General features: G+C 66.3%; 17 protein-coding genes. 5 read left to right on the top strand and 12 right to left on the bottom strand.

Annotation, left to right across the window (positions count from 1 at the left end; all coding sequences use genetic code 11):
* Window positions 1–66: 66 nt before the first annotated feature.
* Complete coding sequence (gene purE / locus BKA03_RS04455) at window positions 67–567, bottom strand: 5-(carboxyamino)imidazole ribonucleotide mutase (RefSeq protein WP_062074464.1); 501 nt, start codon at window positions 565–567, stop codon at window positions 67–69.
* Complete coding sequence (locus BKA03_RS04450; RefSeq protein ID WP_062074465.1) at window positions 564–1,703, bottom strand: 5-(carboxyamino)imidazole ribonucleotide synthase; 1,140 nt, start codon at window positions 1,701–1,703, stop codon at window positions 564–566. Before BKA03_RS04450 ends, purE begins: the two co-directional genes overlap by 4 nt.
* A gap of 34 nt (window positions 1,704–1,737) precedes the next feature.
* Here BKA03_RS04450 and BKA03_RS04445 point away from each other — a divergent pair, with 34 nt between their 5' ends.
* The gene (locus tag BKA03_RS04445; RefSeq protein ID WP_179397701.1) at window positions 1,738–2,259 is read left to right on the top strand and encodes a GtrA family protein; all 522 of its coding nucleotides are present in this window, start codon (window positions 1,738–1,740) and stop codon (window positions 2,257–2,259) included.
* Here the strand turns inward: BKA03_RS04445 and BKA03_RS04440 are convergent.
* Together BKA03_RS04440 and BKA03_RS04435 are read right to left on the bottom strand one after the other, a co-directional pair.
* Window positions 2,256–3,572 (bottom strand): ATP-binding protein, encoded by a 1,317-nt coding sequence (locus BKA03_RS04440; protein ID WP_062074467.1) that lies wholly within the window; start codon window positions 3,570–3,572, stop codon window positions 2,256–2,258. The genes BKA03_RS04445 and BKA03_RS04440 overlap by 4 nt on opposite strands.
* 3 nt (window positions 3,573–3,575) lie before the next feature.
* Window positions 3,576–4,250, bottom strand: a complete 675-nt coding sequence (locus tag BKA03_RS04435) for a response regulator transcription factor (RefSeq protein ID WP_062074468.1) — start codon at window positions 4,248–4,250, stop codon at window positions 3,576–3,578.
* Window positions 4,251–4,331: 81 nt separating this feature from the next.
* On the opposite strand from BKA03_RS04435, the gene BKA03_RS04430 reads away from it, so the two are divergent.
* Window positions 4,332–6,425 carry a glycosyltransferase family 39 protein gene (locus BKA03_RS04430; protein WP_062074469.1) on the top strand — a complete coding sequence of 698 codons (2,094 nt, stop codon included), beginning with the start codon at window positions 4,332–4,334 and terminating at the stop codon, window positions 6,423–6,425.
* Window positions 6,426–6,453: 28 nt separating this feature from the next.
* A complete protein-coding gene (locus BKA03_RS15680) occupies window positions 6,454–8,502 on the top strand; it encodes an FtsK/SpoIIIE domain-containing protein (protein WP_062074470.1) in 2,049 nt (682 codons plus the stop codon).
* On the opposite strand, the gene BKA03_RS04420 is transcribed toward BKA03_RS15680, so the two are convergent.
* Complete coding sequence (locus tag BKA03_RS04420; protein ID WP_062074471.1) at window positions 8,450–8,848, bottom strand: hypothetical protein; 399 nt, start codon at window positions 8,846–8,848, stop codon at window positions 8,450–8,452. The genes BKA03_RS15680 and BKA03_RS04420 overlap by 53 nt on opposite strands.
* Before the next feature lie 154 nt (window positions 8,849–9,002).
* Here BKA03_RS04420 and BKA03_RS04415 point away from each other — a divergent pair, with 154 nt between their 5' ends.
* Entirely contained in the window at window positions 9,003–9,257 is a 255-nt protein-coding gene (locus tag BKA03_RS04415; RefSeq protein ID WP_083971294.1) for a WhiB family transcriptional regulator, read from the top strand.
* Between the two features lie 94 nt (window positions 9,258–9,351).
* On the opposite strand, the gene BKA03_RS04410 is transcribed toward BKA03_RS04415, so the two are convergent.
* Window positions 9,352–10,800: a sensor histidine kinase gene (locus tag BKA03_RS04410; RefSeq protein ID WP_062074472.1), complete on the bottom strand. Its 1,449-nt coding sequence runs from the start codon at window positions 10,798–10,800 to the stop codon at window positions 9,352–9,354.
* Window positions 10,801–10,870: 70 nt separating this feature from the next.
* On the opposite strand from BKA03_RS04410, the gene BKA03_RS04405 reads away from it, so the two are divergent.
* Window positions 10,871–11,377 carry a DUF2505 domain-containing protein gene (locus BKA03_RS04405; RefSeq protein ID WP_062074473.1) on the top strand — a complete coding sequence of 169 codons (507 nt, stop codon included), beginning with the start codon at window positions 10,871–10,873 and terminating at the stop codon, window positions 11,375–11,377.
* A 38-nt stretch (window positions 11,378–11,415) separates the two neighbouring features.
* On the opposite strand, the gene BKA03_RS04400 is transcribed toward BKA03_RS04405, so the two are convergent.
* From BKA03_RS04400 to BKA03_RS04375, 6 genes are all read right to left on the bottom strand, one after another.
* Entirely contained in the window at window positions 11,416–12,144 is a 729-nt protein-coding gene (locus BKA03_RS04400; protein WP_062074474.1) for an ABC transporter permease, read from the bottom strand.
* 25 nt (window positions 12,145–12,169) lie between these two features.
* The gene (locus tag BKA03_RS04395) at window positions 12,170–13,081 is read right to left on the bottom strand and encodes an ABC transporter ATP-binding protein (RefSeq protein ID WP_062074475.1); all 912 of its coding nucleotides are present in this window, start codon (window positions 13,079–13,081) and stop codon (window positions 12,170–12,172) included.
* Window positions 13,078–13,968, bottom strand: a complete 891-nt coding sequence (locus tag BKA03_RS04390) for an ABC transporter permease (protein WP_062074476.1) — start codon at window positions 13,966–13,968, stop codon at window positions 13,078–13,080. Before BKA03_RS04390 ends, BKA03_RS04395 begins: the two co-directional genes overlap by 4 nt.
* Complete coding sequence (locus tag BKA03_RS04385) at window positions 13,961–14,881, bottom strand: ABC transporter ATP-binding protein (RefSeq protein ID WP_062074477.1); 921 nt, start codon at window positions 14,879–14,881, stop codon at window positions 13,961–13,963. The genes BKA03_RS04390 and BKA03_RS04385 overlap by 8 nt, the downstream gene beginning before the upstream one ends.
* 125 nt (window positions 14,882–15,006) lie before the next feature.
* Complete coding sequence (locus BKA03_RS04380; RefSeq protein WP_062074478.1) at window positions 15,007–15,288, bottom strand: DUF427 domain-containing protein; 282 nt, start codon at window positions 15,286–15,288, stop codon at window positions 15,007–15,009.
* Between the two features lie 32 nt (window positions 15,289–15,320).
* On the bottom strand, window positions 15,321–16,610 hold the full coding sequence (locus tag BKA03_RS04375) for an APC family permease (protein WP_238579386.1): 1,290 nt from the start codon (window positions 16,608–16,610) through the stop codon (window positions 15,321–15,323).
* Window positions 16,611–16,614: the final 4 nt, after the last annotated feature.

The raw sequence follows: 16,614 nt of genomic DNA, 5'->3' as shown, positions 1-16,614 counted from the left end.
CCGGCTCCGCGGTGGACCCGCACGTGGCCACAGGGGCCTGCCGAGTACAGCTAGAACTCCCGAGCGCTAGAGTTCCCTAAGCGCGGCGCCCTTCGCTTCGGCAGTTGCCCGCAATCGATCCTGGAAGCCTCGCATGGCCTCACGGATAGCGGCGGCCTCTTCGCCCTCGCCCGCACCAAGAATGCGCGCCGCGAGCAGACCCGCGTTACGCGCGCCGGCGATCGATACGGTCGCAACGGGCACGCCCGCAGGCATCTGCACGATGCTGAGCAGCGAGTCCATCCCATCGAGGTAAGCGAGCGGCACCGGCACTCCGATGACCGGCAGCGCGGTCACGGAGGCGAGCATCCCGGGTAGGTGTGCGGCGCCGCCCGCCCCTGCAATGATGACCCGCAATCCACGCTCTTCGGCATCCCTGCCGTAGGCGATCATGCGCTCGGGCATGCGGTGAGCAGACACGACGTCCTTCTCGTACGCGATGCCGAATTCATCGAGCGCCGCGGCGGCTTCCCTCATCACCGGCCAGTCGGAGTCGGATCCCATGACTATGCCCACACGTGCGCTCATGCGGCGCCTCCATCCCTGATCCAGTCGGCGGCCTCGGCGGCTCGCCTCCTCACGTCATCGACACGTTGCCCCATGCACGTGACATGGCCCACCTTGCGGCCCGTCCTCACGCCTTTGCCGTACAGGTGCACCTTGACGCTGGGGTCCGCCACGCCTGGCCAAGCCGTCGCGAGATCCTCACGCGAGCCACCAAGGACGTTGGCCATCACCGTCACGGGGGCGAGAGTCGAGGTGTCGCCGAGCGGCCAATCAAGGACCGCCCTGAGGTGCTGCTCGAATTGGCTCGTCACCGACCCCTCGATGCTCCAGTGCCCGGAGTTATGGGGACGCATGGCGAGCTCGTTGATAAGTAGCCGCCCGCCAACGTCGAACATCTCGACGGCGAGCACACCGGTGACGTCGAGCTCGGTCGCGACCAACCGACCGATGCGTTCGGCTTCGGCCTGCAGCGCAGAAGAAAGCTCCGGAGCGGGGGCGATCACCTCGGCACACACTCCGTCGACCTGAATGGACTCGACGAGCGGCCAGGCCCTCATCTCACCCGATGGTCGGCGCGCCACCTGGATGGCCACCTCCCTGTCGTATGCCACCTTTTCCTCGATCAATAGCGGCGGGCCACCGTCGGCAGCCGCGGCGAGCCAGTCGTCGACTTCGGCAGGATTGCGCACGATGCGCACTCCCTTGCCGTCGTAGCCGCCCATGGACGTCTTGAGGACCCCCACACCGCCGTGAACCGCCAGGAAGGCCTCGACCTCGTCCTCCGTCTCCACCGTGCGCCAAGCGGGCATCGGCAGTCCCAAAGAGTCGAGGCGCTCGCGCATCGCGATCTTGTCACGGGCAAACAACAGGGCCGATGCGCCTGGCCGCGCGGCGACACCCATCTCGGCGGCGAGCGCGAAGACCTCGAGGGGGATGTGTTCGTGTTCCCACGTGATGACATCCGGACGAGGCTCGGCCAGCAGGGACCGGATCGCGTCGGCGTCTCCTGGGAGTCCCACTACCGTCTCGTGCGCGGCGAGGGCGGCCGATGCCTCGGTCGATTCGACCAGGACCCGCAGCGTGACACCCATTGCCGTCGCGGCAGGCGCCATCATTCTGGCCAGCTGTCCGCCGCCAACCACAGCCACTCGCGTCATGCCCCTAACCTACCTGCCAGTACGCTCGTGGCTCATGAGCACAGTGACTCCGGTGCGGCGCGCCACCTCGTGGGTGCGCGATCGCGCCGCCGTACTCACCAAGTTCGGCGTGGTCGGGGCACTCGGCGTCGTGATTAATCTCGGCGTGTTCAACCTCTTGCGCGCGGGGCCCCTTGGCGTCGACGTCGCCGTTTTCGGAAACTACGACAGGGTGGTGACCGCCAAGGTCATCGCGACAGTGGTTTCGGTTGCCTTCGCTTGGGTCGCACATCGGGGCTGGACATTCAAGGACAGGCGCCGCCACCGCCCCACAAAGGAACTTCTACTCTTTGGCGCCGTCAACGCAGTCGCCCTCGTCCTTGAGGCGGGAACGGTGGCGATCACGCACCACGGCCTCGGTTGGACATCCTGGCTGGCAGACAACCTGTCGACTCTCGTGGGAATCGGCCTGGGTACCATCGCCCGCTACGCAGGCTTCACGAGATTCGTGTTTGCGTCCGATCCGGCATCGTCAACAGACGCCGAGGGATCCGAACAGGCGCCATCGGCTCCTTAGCCGCCGCTCCTGCGTCGCCGCGGTGACTCTTGCTTTCCGTGCGAGACCACCGTGTCGAGATCCACCATTTTTGGCACCCCCTGCAGGAACACCGAGAACACTGCGGGCACGCGTTGAGAGAGCTCGAGACGGCCGCCGTCCGCGGTCACGAGGTCGCGGGCGAGCGCGAGGCCGAGCCCAGTGCCCTTTCCCGACGTCACCGCACGCTCAAAAATGCGAGAGGCGATCTCCTCGGGAACGCCCTCCCCCTGATCGCGCACCTCGATGACCATTGCGTGACTTGCCCCCGACGCGCGGGCAACAACGGTCGTCGTGCCTCCTCCATGGATGAGGGAGTTTTCGATGAGCGTCGCGAGCACCTGAGCGAGACCACCCGGAGTGGCGAAAACCGTGGCGTCGGTTTCGCCCCAGCGAAGCTTCCTCCCCGCCTTGGTAAATGCGGCGCTCCACTCGGAGCGCTGTTGTTCAAAAACGTCGCTCAACATCACCAATTCGGTTCCTGAGCCAAGCGTTCGCCGCGTTCGCCCCAACAGTTCGTCCACCACGCCGACGAGCCTCTCGATCTGTTCGAGCGAAGCCTCGACCTCCACGCGCACCTCATCCTGAGTGGTCGTCGCGCCGATCTCCTCAAGGCGCATGCTCAACGCCGTGAGCGGCGTGCGCAATTGGTGGGAAGCATCGGCCGCAAATTGTCGCTCGGCGGACAGCCTGGCCGCCATGCGGTCCGCGCTCCGCGCAAGCTCGTCCGCCACCAAGTCGATCTCCTCGACGCCGCTCGGTTTGAGTTTCGGTCGCGTTTGGCCCGAGCCGATCAGCTCGGCCGAGGCCGCCAAATACACGAGAGGTGCGGCCAACCGGTTTGCCTGCCACGACGCCATGGCGGCGCCAGCCAGGACGGCAACCACACCGACCGCGAGGACCAACCCGACGGCGCGAGCCGCCTCCCAAAACACCTCGGACCGAGAGATAGCCATGATGACAACCACGCCGGAATCGGTCACGAAACTGCCCCGGAACGACGGCTGGGGCTCGGTCCCCGCGGACATCTTTCTTCCGTCGGGAAGAGTCACGGCAATGTACCGAGGCGCGCCGGTCGAGGAACTAAGGAAATTCGCGAGGATGCTTCCGTCGAGCGGCTCGCCCGCCACGTAACGCACCTCGATTGCCCTGGCCGCGGTCGCCGTCCGCGAGTCGAGAGCCCGCAGCGAATCACCCTTCACCAACTGGAATGCGAATATTCCCAGGGGGATGCCGAGCAGCACCATGGCGACCGCCAAGGCGGAAAGCGTCGCGCCAAGGACCCTGCGGCGCACCGCTCAGTCGTTCTCGAAGCGGAAGCCCATGCCCCGCACCGTGGTGATAAAGCGCGGCTGGGCGGCATCGTCACCCAATTTTCGCCGCAGCCAAGAGACGTGCATGTCGAGAGTCTTCGACGGGGCGTGTGGGTCCGCGTCCCACACGTCGCGCATGAGTTGGTCGCGCGACACCACGGAACCGGCGTGCGCAACGAGCACCTGCAACAGGTCGAACTCCTTGCCGCTCAACTGGAGCTCCTTGTCGTCAAGGAATGCCCTGTGACCCGAAACGTCGACCCGGATTCCGCCGGCGACGAGCTCACCCGCGCCTTCGCCGTCTCCGCGTCGGCGCAGCAGGGCGCGCACGCGTGCCAACAACTCGGCCAAGCGGAAGGGCTTGGTGACGTAGTCATCGGCGCCGGCGTCAAGCCCCACGACGAGGTCTACCTCATCGGCCCTGGCGGTCAGCATGAGGATGGGAACGGTCAGGCCCTGATCGCGCACGCGACGGGCCACCTCCACGCCATCGATGTCGGGCAGACCGAGATCAAGAATCAGCAAATCCGCTGTATGTGCGGCACCGACACCACCTTGACCGGTCCCAAACCACTCCACTACATAGCCCTCTCGCCCCAAAGCGCGGGTCAAGGGTTCTGAAATGGTGGGGTCATCTTCGACCAAGACTATTCTCGCCATGAGGCCACATTACCCGTGGGGAGCGACTTTGCCACGCCGAGTTGATCGAGTGGTGTCCCGAAGCGTTGATAGTGTCCCGACGTGAGACTCAAGCGCTTTGCACGCGGCCGCGCCGCGACTGACCTGCTCTCCAGGTTCCCCGAGATGCTTGTTGCCGCGACGGTTGCCGTGGCGCTCGCCGCGGGAACCACTGTCACTTTGGGCATCCATCGGCCGTGGACCACTCTCCCCCTGGCCCTCATCGTCGGTGTCGCGTTGTGGCGTGCGATCCGACCGCACGACGCCCCGAGCGACGCCGATGCCCGCGCTGCCAGGTGGTCTCTCGGCGGCGTGGCGGCCTGGATCGTCGTCGGGTTCTTCTTTGCGTCGGAATACCTCGTCGTCACCAGGGACCCTGGTTTCCTGTCACTGACGGGCGTCTGGCTCACGAACCACCCCACGACGGATATCCCCACCCGCGGGGCGATCGAGGCTGCCGCTCAGCAGACAAACGTCATTGCCGACGCGTGGCAAGCGTGGAATTTGTCCGGAAACGTCGTTCAGCCGCAAGGCGCGAAGATGCTGCCAGCCGTCCTGTCCGTCGGCGGCTGGGTCGACGGCGTGACCGGCGTACTCGCCACCAACATCGTGATTGGCGGCATCGGAATTCTCGCGGTGTATCTCGTGGCGAGGAGACTCCTGGGGCCGTTCGCCGCCCTCGGACCCGCCGCCCTGGTTGCCCTCACCGTCTCACACATCGGCCTAAGCCGCTCGCCCTATTCGGAGCCCCTCACGCTCCTGCTCATCGTGGCGTCGATTGCTTGGGCTTGGCGCGGACTCGAAGAGGGCCGCATCGGAGCCCTCGTGGCGGCCGGCGCGACATCGGGTGCTACTGCCCTGTGCCGCATCGACGGCGGCGTCTACGCGCTTGGCGTCCTTCTCGGTGTGGGCGTGGTGTGCGTGTGGCGCGGCAAGAAGGGAATCGCGCCGCTCTTGGCCGTCGTCATTCCTCAGGCGCTCATGGTGGGCGCGGGTTACTGGTCGCTGTGGCGCTGGAGCACCTCGTATATCGAAAGGCTCGGCAGCGAGGCCCGCACCCTGGCGATTGTCTATTCGGCCGTCGTGGTCCTCGTCGTGATTTTTCAGGTGGCGATTGCGCCGTTCCTTGGCCGGGTGAGGGTCTCGGTGGCGGCGCATCGCGTCGTCCTCGCCAGGATCGCGGCGGCACTCACCGCGCTCACCATGGTGGTCCTCGCGTCGAGGCCCCTGTGGATGATCGACAGGCGGGGCACGGTCAGCACCACGGATCAGTTCACGAACAACGTCGTTGGCCAGTTCCAGCAGCTTGATGGCTACCCCGTCGATCCAACGCGCACCTACGCCGAGCACACCATCACGTGGCTGAGCTACTACCTGACGTGGCCGATACTCGCCCTCGCGACGCTCGGTCTCGCAATCATCGTCTGGCGCACCTTCACGTCGAGGCCGATCGCGGTCGTCTTCCTGGGCGCCTTCGCCGTGCCAAGCCTGGTCTACCTGCTGCGCCCCGAGATCGTTCCAGATCAGCTGTGGGCCATTCGGCGCTTCGAGCCGATCACTCTTCCCGGTCTCGCGATCGCAGCGGGCGTGGGGGCATGGTGGCTTGCGCAGTGGGTAGCACGGCGCTTTTCCTCCCCCTACGAGCGCGAGCACGCGACCCACGTCGCCTCGGTGATTGCCGCGATTATCCTGGTCGCCGCACCCATCTCGACCTACGTCAGCGTCAAACTTGGCGCCGCGAATCCCGTCTCGGCACCCCCCTATATTTACATGAGGGAACAGGGCGGAGCCCGCGCCGAAATCGACAAACTGTGCCGCATCATCGATGGCCGCCCGGTCATCCTGTCGGGATCGTCGGGTTACTTCGGGACCATCCGCGTGATGTGCGACGTTCCCGTTGTTCTCGCCTTGGAGCCGCTGCAGGCAGACGCGCTCGCGCGCATGGCCAAGGTGTGGGGCCAGGACCCTGTCGTCGTGACTCGTAGTCCAGAAACGGTGTGGTCAATCACTCCAGCACCGGTCTTCACGAGCAATTTGCTGAGTGGCGAGTACGCCCTCGAATACATTCCACGACTTGCCGTCGAGTCGACGTCGAAGTGGTACGCGGGCACGGTCGGGTCCGACGGCACGGTTACCCCCATCGCTCCGCTGGAGTAGACGCGCGGAGCGTTCATGGGGTGAGCGCGTGGAGCCCGTCAGCGAGCGCCCCAAGCGTGTCAGCGTGTCGTCCCCACACCTGGTCTTCGTGCGTAACTCACCGCGCCGCGCCCTTCTCTCGATCGTGCGGCCCGCGCCCGACAAGGTTCGAGGAGTGCGCCTGACCATTCACCACTCGCTGACCGGTCAAGGTCACGTCGACTTCGAGGTCGCTCCTGGCACATTGTTGCGCGAGGTCGTTGCCGAATTTGCCGCGCCCCGCGTGTGGTGCGGCGGTGTGGCGCTCGACCCTGAGCATGAAGCGGGCGATTGGCCGCTTCTCGCCGGCGCGATCCTTTCCGCACACCCCCGACGCGCAGGCATCGCCCCTGGCGCGCTCCATCTCGCTGCCATCTCTGGCCCGGACGCGGGTGTCGTCATACCTGTTGACCCCATCGCCGCGATCGGGTCGGCGTCGCCCGGAGCAGTGGTGAGGGATGACGCGATCGATGCCCATCACGCGACGGTCTCTGCCACATCTGGAGGGTCGTTGCGCGTCAAGGACCACGGCTCCGTCAACGGCACGGGCGTCTGGTCCCGGCGCGGCAACGCACTCTCTTGGCGCGGCAGAAGGCGCGTGGCGACAGTTCGAGTCGGTGACGTGATCGCCATCGGGCGCACGCTCCTCGAGGCGAGGCGGGGTGTGGCGCTTGAACGGGCCAACGCACCAGTCCGCGAACGTACGGAGTCGGCGGAACCCCAGGCGCGCCCGGACCCGACCGCATCCGGCCAGACACGTGGAGCAACTTCGGCGGCGCTCTCCGGCGCGATGCATCAGGCAATTCGCGCGCTGGGCGTCTTAGGCCGCGGGCGCCGCCATGACGCACCCCACCTCAGCGCGTTCCCCGATCCGACTCGATCGGGCGGGTGGTCCGGCCCCATCGCCGTCGGCGGTGCGCACTCGGTGGACCTCGCTCGCGCGGTAATTCTCGCTCGCGGTCGGCGTCCTCCATTTCCGATGCCGGTGGACGAACCATGGCTGTCGTGGCTACCTCCCGCACTCGTTGGCGATGGACTCATCCGCATCGTCACTGGCTCGCCCGCCAAGAGCGAGAGCGGATGGACCATCCTCACGGCGGAGACAGACCGCACCACATCGCGCATCGGCGCCGTCACCAGGATTGGACCTGTGTTGCGCGTCGGCGCGAATACCGCCGATGCTCTGGCACGGTCGCGAGCGGGATCGTTGCCCGATCCTCCTCCCCGGACACTCCACTGGGCCGACGCCGCGGCGCTCAGGACAATGCCAGCGGGCGGCAAAGCGAGTCTTGAGATCGTCACCGGTGTGAGGGCCGACGAACCGGCGGTGCCCTGGACCATCTCGCTCAGACCGGGCTTCCCTCACACCGTCGTCGCGGGCGCGGCTGGCTCGGGAAAGACCACGCTCCTGGCGACCATGGCCGGAGCGCTCGCGATCGGCATGCCGCCCCACGAGCTCGAGCTCGTCATCCTCTGTGCCGGTGCGGCCGGGCCCCTGGAGCCCTACCTGGACCTGCCGCATGTGAGGGCCGCGGCCTCGCACGTGCGACCCCAAGCGGCACTCCGCATCCTCGACCTCCTCGACACCGGCGCCGCCTTCACAGTCGTGATCGCCGACGACCTTGACGCCTTGGGGCCCGACGGCAGGGCCGTCACGGCGCGACTCGAGGCGATCGCTGCGCACGGCGGCTCCGGTCACGTGCACGTCGTGATGGCCACGCGACGGCCCACGGCCGTCCTCACCCCCACGGTGAGGGCCACCACCGGCACGGCGATCGCCCTAAGGACCGATTGCGAGTCCGACTCGGTCGAGATCACCGGCACCGCCGCGGCCTGCGGCATATCCCCCGATGCGAGGGGAATGGGCATCGTCAGGAGCGGCGGGCGCCTCGACAAGGTTCAGGTCGCGCTTCCCCTCGCAGACCGCCTGCCGCGAGTGCGCCGGTGCGGCGTGCCCCTTCCGGTAGCGACGACCTTGGCCGCCGCGGCGCGGGGTGCCCCTACTGCTATGCGTCGAGATCGTCCTGCTCCTGCCGACCTAGCGCGGCCTGCCTCTTGAACACCGCGACGGCGACCATCACGGCGGCAGCGATCAGTAGCGCTCCGACGATGGGGAACGCGCCGAGGAGCCACACGCCGACGCTCGCTTGCATCAGTTGCCACGTCATGGCTCCGCCGAGAGCGAAACGACGTCGCTTGGCAAAGCCCCTCGTAAAGAGCCCTAGCCCCGCGGCGAGAATGGCCGCGACAGCGGCAAGGGACAAGCCAAGACCAGAAAATGACCTATCCATGAGGGCATATGCCACATATCCGACCGCAATCACGGCTACGAGGGCGGTCTCGGCAACCAAAATCACGAGGGCCACGGCGTCCACCAAGGCGGTTGCGCTCCTGCTTTTGTGCATGGTCTCCAACCTCAACGCCAAAATTGTTTCCGAGGTTACAGGAACTATCCCTTGTCATCTGTTGTTAACAATGCGAACATGTTCACAGGACCGTGACGATGCGGCGAACTCACCACTGGTGAATCGCCGCTCTTTCTTTGTGTGAGGTGACTTGATGGATTGGCGCGACCGTGCGGCATGCCTCGATGTTGATGACCCCGAACTGTTCTTCCCCGTGGGGAACACCGGGCCTGCACTCGTGCAGATCGAGCGAGCCAAAACTGTATGCAATACCTGCCACGTGAGGGACACCTGTCTCCAATGGGCAATGGAACACAACCAAGACTCCGGCGTGTGGGGCGGGCTCTCGGAAGATGAGCGCCGCTCGCTGAAGCGTCGTGCCGCTCGCGCCCGCCGCGCAGCAAAATAGCCAGCGCAGCCAAGTAACGAGCGCAGCAAAATAGCCAGCGCGGCCGCGTAGCAACTGCGGTCTCGACGACCGGGCGACGCGTAAGCGTCGTCGCTCAGTCGCCTTCGACGACCACTTCGAGACTCACGACCGAGCCTCGTTCGGCCAACGACCATTCGATGCTCCCGTGAAGTTCGTTGGTGACGAGCGTCCGCACGATTTGTGAACCGAGGCCAGACGGTTCGGTCGTGAGCCCGTTGCCGTCGTCCGCGACGGAGGCGCGAAGAATTGCGCCCTCACGCTCCGCGGAGATCGTGATGGTGCCGTGCTCGCGGCCCTCGAATCCGTGTTCCACCGCGTTGGTGATCAGCTCGGTCATGATGAGCGCGAGGGAAGTCGCGTATTGGGCGGGGATCATCCCAAAGTCACCCTCACGGACAAGCTTCACCTGAACACTTGGCGACGCCACATCGGCAGCCATCCGCGCGGAACGCGCCACGAGGTCGTCGAAGTGGACGAGTTCGTCGAGGGTTCCCGAGAGCGTTTCGTGCACCATCGCGATCGTCGACACCCTGCGCATCGCCTCGGCGAGAGCCTCCTTGGCCTCCGGCGCCTCGACCCGGCGGGACTGCAGCCGTAACAGGGCCGCCACCGTCTGCAAGTTGTTCTTCACGCGGTGGTGGATCTCGCGAATGGTGGCGTCCTTGGTGATGAGCTCTCTTTCACGCCTGCGGAGTTCGCTCACGTCGCGGCATAGCAGCACGGCGCCGTTGCGCTGGCCCCTCTCCGTGACCGGAATCGCGCGCAGCGACAGCGCCGCGCCGTTCGCCTCGACGTCCGCGCGCCAAGCGGCACGACCGGCGGTCACCATCGCGAGAGTTTCGTCGACCACGCCCACCTTGGACACCATGGCGCTCACCACTCGTGGCAGCGAGCGGTGCATCAGCGAACCCGTGACCCCCAAGCGGTGGAAACACGACAGCGCGTTGGGGCTCGCATAGGTCACGATCCCTTGTGCGTCGAGGCGCACCACTCCATCGCCGACCCGGGGAGCTCCTCGCTTGGGGCCCGTCACCGAGGTGCGCAACGGGAATTCTCCTCGCGTGACCATTCCGAGGAGATCGTCGGCGGCGCCCTTGTAGTTGATCTCAAGCCGGCTCGACGACCGCAAAGCTGCCATCGACGCCTCGCGCGCAAGCACCGCGATTACCTTGTTGCTCTTCATCACCACGGGAAGCGCCTCTTCGCGCACGGCGTACGTCTCGTCCCACCGCGGTTCCCTCGACACGACGATTTCGCGCTTCGTGAGCGCTTGCTCGAGGTGGCCGATGCGCCCGGCGGCGGCACGGCTTCCGACCACCTCTTCCTGGTGGACCGTGGGGCCCGTGGAGGGCCTACAGTGGGCGATCGCCACGAAGCCCTCGTCAACCTTGCGCCACAGGACGAGGTCGGCGAAGGACAAGTCGGCGATGATTTGCCAGTCGGCGACGAGTTCGGAGAGCCAGGCGGCCTCGTCTTCGGCCATGGGTCCGTATTGATGAGCGATCTCACGCAAGGTTGCCACGAGACCAGCCTAAGAGTCCTACCGTCCATCGCACGCCGCGATAGTCTATGTTCCAGCATAAGGAGGCGCCATGAGAATCACTTACGAGCACCGTTTCACTGCGCCGCTGGACGACGTCGTGGCCATGATGGGCGATGAGGAATTTGCCGCAATCAGGGCGAACGCGTCTGGCGCCCTGGAGTGCGACACCTTCGTTGACCACGCCGAGGACGGCTCCTTCACCATGGTCATGCGTTGCACCATGCCCACGACCGCGATTCCGGCCGAGTTCAGGGCATTTGTGGGGTCAAGCCTCGCGGTGCGATACACGGAGGTATGGTCGGCCCCCGAGAACGGTGGCGATCGGGACGACCGTGAAGGCACGTTCGCCTTCGAAATTCCAGGCACACCCGGCCACGCCCGCGGTGCCGTGGTCTTGCGTGCCGACGGCGACGGGACGGCCTTCGGACTTGCGGGCGATGTTCACGCTCCGGTGGCGATCGTGGGCGCAGTGGTGGAGCGCGCCGTCGCGGCGGCCATCGAGCAGGGGCTTCCCGGACAACTTGCCGCAGCGGACGCCTGGCTCGCGGCCAAGTGACACCGCACGATCCCGCAATAGCGGCCCGAAGGCTTTCCCTAGTCGACCGACACTAGGCGCAGTGTCTGCAACTTCCTGACCGCGAGGAACGTGGCCGCAACCGTGGCGACAATCAACATGACGACGCCCGTGACGATGCCGACCTCGGCGGACACCCCCCATGCAGCCGCGTGGCTTCCCAACGTCCTCTCGCCGACCGACAGTGCCCACTGCCGCACGCTCACGGCACGAATGCCGGGCACGTAACCTCCCAACACCGTCTCCCACAGCAGCGCGTACAACAGGCCGAGAATGACCGCATTGCGTGTGGCCACGGACAACGCCACGAACAGCGCCGTGTAGGCGACGGCCGCGAGCGCCGTCGACAACCCGAACGCGAGTGCGAGGCGGCCCCCGTCGTCCCCCGCGATCTCGACGGCAATGATGGTGGGAAGCACCGCGAACACGAAGGCCGAGCCGACCGCGACCGCCATCTTGGAAAGCACGATCGTGCGTCGAGGAATCGGCTTGGCAAGCATGTAGACAATCGAGCCGTCATCGATCTCCGCGCCGATCACGCCGGTGCTGATGAGCAGGCACATCAAAGGCAAGAGCGTGCCCATCGCGAACTGACCCGCAAGCGTGGCCGACGCGTCGGGGGCGCCTCCCGACGACCAGCGTGTGAGGCCTGCAAGCCCCAGCAGGATGGCAGGCAGGATGAGGAGCAGGATCGCCCGACGACGGCCCAGCAGGCCGCGCATCGTCAGTCGGATCACCGTGAGGTTCATCGGGTTGTCCCCATTCCGCGCGCACTCATCGCGCGACCAAGTAGGCGAACACGCTCTCGAGCGACTCGTCGGCGGGCGTGACCTCGAGCAGGCGCACATCGTTGTCCCTCGCGAGTCGCGGCAGTGCGTGCACAAAGCGTCCAAAGTCCGAGGCCTGGACAGAGAGCGTCGGCTTGGTGAGATCCACCGTGTCGGCAGACCCGTCGGCGATGATGGCCGAGGCCAGCAGCCGGTTGTCGCTCGAGTCGATCGTGTACTGGTGAGGGCGCTCCGTCATGAGCCTGCGAATGCGCCTGAAGTCTCCAGATGCCGCGTGCCTGCCCGCAACGATGACCTCGATGGTTCCCGCAATCTCCTCGACCTCCTCGAGGATGTGGCTCGAGAACAGCACGGTGCGCCCCGATTCGCCCAGGGCCGTTAGCAGGCCCATCAGGTGGATGCGCTGGCGCGGGTCCATCCCGTTGAACGGCTCATCGAGCAGCAGAACGGCGGGGTCGTGAACGAGTGCGGTCGCCATCTTCACGCGCTGCTTCATGCCCTTGGAATAGCCCGCGATGCCGCGATCCTTCGCGTCCATCATGTCGACCTGTTCAAGCGCGGCGCGGGCGGCTCCCTCTGGGTCAGGAAGCTTGTGCAGCCTCGCGTTCGCGACCACAAACTCCCAGCCGGTCACCATGTCGTACATAGACTCGACTTCCGGCACCAAGCCAATGACCTTGTAAACGCCGGGGTTGCGCCACGTTGGCACTCCGTCGAGCGTCACCGTTCCAGACGACGGCGCGAGGAACCCGCCCATCATGGAGATGAGCGTTGACTTGCCCGCGCCGTTTGGTCCCAACAGTCCCGTTACCCCTGGACCGATGGTCATGGTCACGTCGTTGACGGCCACCACGTCGCCGTACCAGCGAGAGACGCCCTGCAGCTCGAGCGTGCTCATACGACACCGACCTTCCGGTAGCGGGCCAAGAGGATGGCAAGCGAGCCCCCTACGGTCGCGACCGCGAGGGTCGTGAATACCAACCCTCCGGTGAAGCCAAGCGAGGAAAGGGCCGTGATCGACGTGTCGGCGCTGAACCACGAGCCCGCGAGCCCGTCAACGACGTTGTACGGGTCGACGGCGCTCAGGTAGGCGCCCAGCGTCGCGTTGCCCATCTGACTGAGGATGACGGAGAGGATCGCTCCCAGCGCGTTGGCGACGACAAGAGTCGTGATGATCGCCGCCACGCCGAGCCCCCTGCGTGGCGTGAAGGCCGCGATCACGAGGCCGATTCCCGTCAACATGAGCGCCAGGATTACCGCCATCGCTAGACCCTCGGCGTAGCCGGCAATCTGTGCGCCGACAGGCAACTTGGCCAGCAGCGCGCCGACAAACAGCAGCGTCTCTGGCGCCGCCAGGATGGCGAACATCGCGAGCGACACGCCCCCGAACTTGGCGAGGACGTAGTCGCCCCGCTTGAGCGGCCGCGAAAGGTACAACGGCATGACGCCGTGGCGTAGGTCCCGGGACACCGCGTACGGGGCCCTGCCTGCGATGAAGAGCGAGATGATCAACTGCAGCGACCCGAAGTACTGGGTATACGAGACCGGAAGCCTGTCCATCCCCGTGAGGACGATGACAAGCACAAAGATCACGGGCGGCGCCAGCAGGATGCCGATCAGTATCCACGGCATGGCCTTGGCCTTGGCGGGGCGCCCAAGACCAAAGGCACCCCTGAACGTCTCGACCAGGAGCGAGCGAACGATCCAGCCGCGACCTAGTCGGGGCCCGTCGTAATGCCTGAAGCCGATGTCATGGATGACTCCTGCGGTCTGTTGCTCAGCCATGGGTCGCCTCCTCGCGGGCCTGGAACATCTCCGCCAAGTGGTGGCGCCTGCGCTGCATCCTGATGAGGCCAACGTCGAGGTCGGCCACGGCCCCCCTGATGTCGTCGAGCACGCGCTCGTCCGCGACCTCGACGGCGAATGTTTGCGCCGTCTCTGCCGCGACGACCTTCGCGCCGGAGGCCGTGAGCCGCGCGATGACCTCGACGGCTCGTTCGGTGACCTCGACGAGCACCACGGAACTCATCGTGGTAGCGGCCGCGGTGGAGGTCGACCTCTGTAGCACGCCGGCCTCGATGACCACGAGGTGGTCGGAGATCCTCTCGAGCTCACCCAACAGGTGCGACGTGACCACGACGGAGATGCCGAAGTCGGTGCTGATGCGCTGGATGAGGCCCAGCATCTCGTCGCGGCCCGCGGGGTCAAGGCCGTTAGTCGGCTCGTCGAGCAGCACCAGCTTGGGGTCATGGACGAGCGCTTGCGCGAGCTTCACTCGCTGCTTCATGCCGGTCGAGTAGCCGCCGATGGGCCGGTACCGCTCCTCGTAAAGCCCCACGTGGCGCAAGGTATCCGCGGTGCGCTCCCTCGACACATCGGTGGGGAGGCCAGACATGCGGCCCATATGGACAAGGAACTCGGTGGCCGAGACGTCGGGAGGGAGGCACTCGCTCTCCGGCATATACCCGACGAGTTCACGAATCTTGAGGCCGTCGGTGAGGCAGTCGAGACCCAAAATGGTCGCGGTGCCCGAGGTGGGGGCAAGGAGGCCCAACAGTATCTTGATGAGCGTCGACTTGCCCGCGCCGTTGGCGCCCACCAGGCCGACGACTCCGCTCGGCATCTCGACCGACAATTGGGAAAGCGCGGTCACGGACCCGAAAGTTCGGGTGAGGCCCTGGGTTGCGATGGCTTGCATCTTCGAAACCTAACAGGACAACCAGAATTTGGGCGTCCGTCCCAGGGACGACGACCACCCCTGTCTCCACTCAGGGCACACCCTGAGCGATGCACGTGCTTCCCTTCGGGGTCCCTCTTGCGTCGCTAGTCGGCGACGACGACGCCCTTCCAGAAGGCGACGCGACCGGTGATCTGCTTGGCGGCTTCCTTTGGCGCGTCGTAGTGCCACGCGGCATCCGCGTTGACGGAGTCGCCGACGACGACGTCAAAGTACGCGGCGTTGCCCTTCCAGGGGCACACCGACGTCATCTCGGATTCGCGGTAGAACTCCGGCTTGATCGACTCTCTCGGGAAATAGTGGTTGCCCTCGACTACGACAGTGTCGGCAGATTCGGCAATGACCGTGCCGTTCCATGTGGCCTTCATGGGGTTCTCCTCGCTATAGGTCCGTCAGTGAATTAACCCCGCGACGCCTGTCGAGATTCCAACCCCCGCTTGCGGACCCCGAGTACGACCGCCCGCACGACCACGGCAACCACGCCCACTCCGACCGCGGCGAGGGTCGGCACGCGATCGAGGGACAGCGCGAGCGCAAGGCAAAGGACGAGACCCACGGCCGACACCGCGCGTGGAATCGCAAAGCCCGTGGCGCGACCGCGCGCCGCGAAGGCTGCCGCATTCGCAATCGCGTAATACGTGAGAACCGAGACGCTCGACATCGCGAGCGCGAAGCCAAGGTCAGCCCACCACGCCAATGCAATCGCGGCCACACCCGCGACGGCCTCCGCAATTTGCGGAACACCCGTGGTGGGGCTCGTCCGCCCGAGGACACGGGGAAGGTCCCCCGCCCGCGCCATCGCCATGGCGGTGCGACCGATCCCCGCCATGAGCGCGATTAGGGCACCTCCCGCGGCGAGTGCGGCCAGCGCCGCCAGTGCGGAGCGCCACACAGCGATGTCCGGGACCGCGAGCGTCAGCGGTGCGTCGGCGCCGATGAGGGCCGCCACGCCTGGCCTTCTCAACAGCACCGCCCCGAGTATTCCGTACACGACGACGACGATCGCCAACGCGATCGCCACGGCGCGTGGAATGGTCCGCGCGGGATCTCGCACCTCCTCGCCGAGGGTTGCGAGCCGCGCATACCCCGCGAATGCGAAGAAGATGAGCGCGGCGGCCGACGCAACGCCCACCACCGTGATGGGCGCCGTTTCCACCTTGTGCACCGACTCAACGTTCGTCGATAGCGAGGCGACGACGACGGCCGCGATTCCCACGAGCACGATGACGGCGATGACCGTCGTCGCCCACGCCGTCCTGCTCACCCCTCTAGCGTTGAGCCCCCATACGAGCGCGACCACCGCCACCCCAACGATCGGCGCGTGAGCGGGCCACACATAGGACCCGATGGCGAGCGCCATCGCGGCGACCGACGCAATCTTGCCCACCACAAATCCAAGCCCTGCCACGAAGCCCCACGCTGGGCCGAGTTCGCGCGCACCGTAGGCGTACGCTCCCCCCGCCACGGGATGAATGGCGGCGAGCTGAGCGGTCGACGCGGCGTTAATCACCGCCACGAGGGCCGCGAGCGCGATCGCGGCAAGCAGCCAACGCCCCGCCACGGCCACCGCGGGCGCCCAGACGACGAAGACACCGGCGCCGAGCATCGACCCGATGCCAATGCCTACGGCCCCCACGAGGCCAAGCCGTCGGGGGGAGGGAGCCTGAGGATTCACGCGAGCGGTGGGCACGCGA

The sequence above is a fragment of the Demequina lutea genome, assembly GCF_013409005.1.
GTDB classification, from domain to species: Bacteria; Actinomycetota; Actinomycetes; order Actinomycetales; family Demequinaceae; genus Demequina; species Demequina lutea.
Note: the sequence above shows the minus strand (reverse complement) of the source record. Positions and strands in the feature narration are given on the sequence as shown.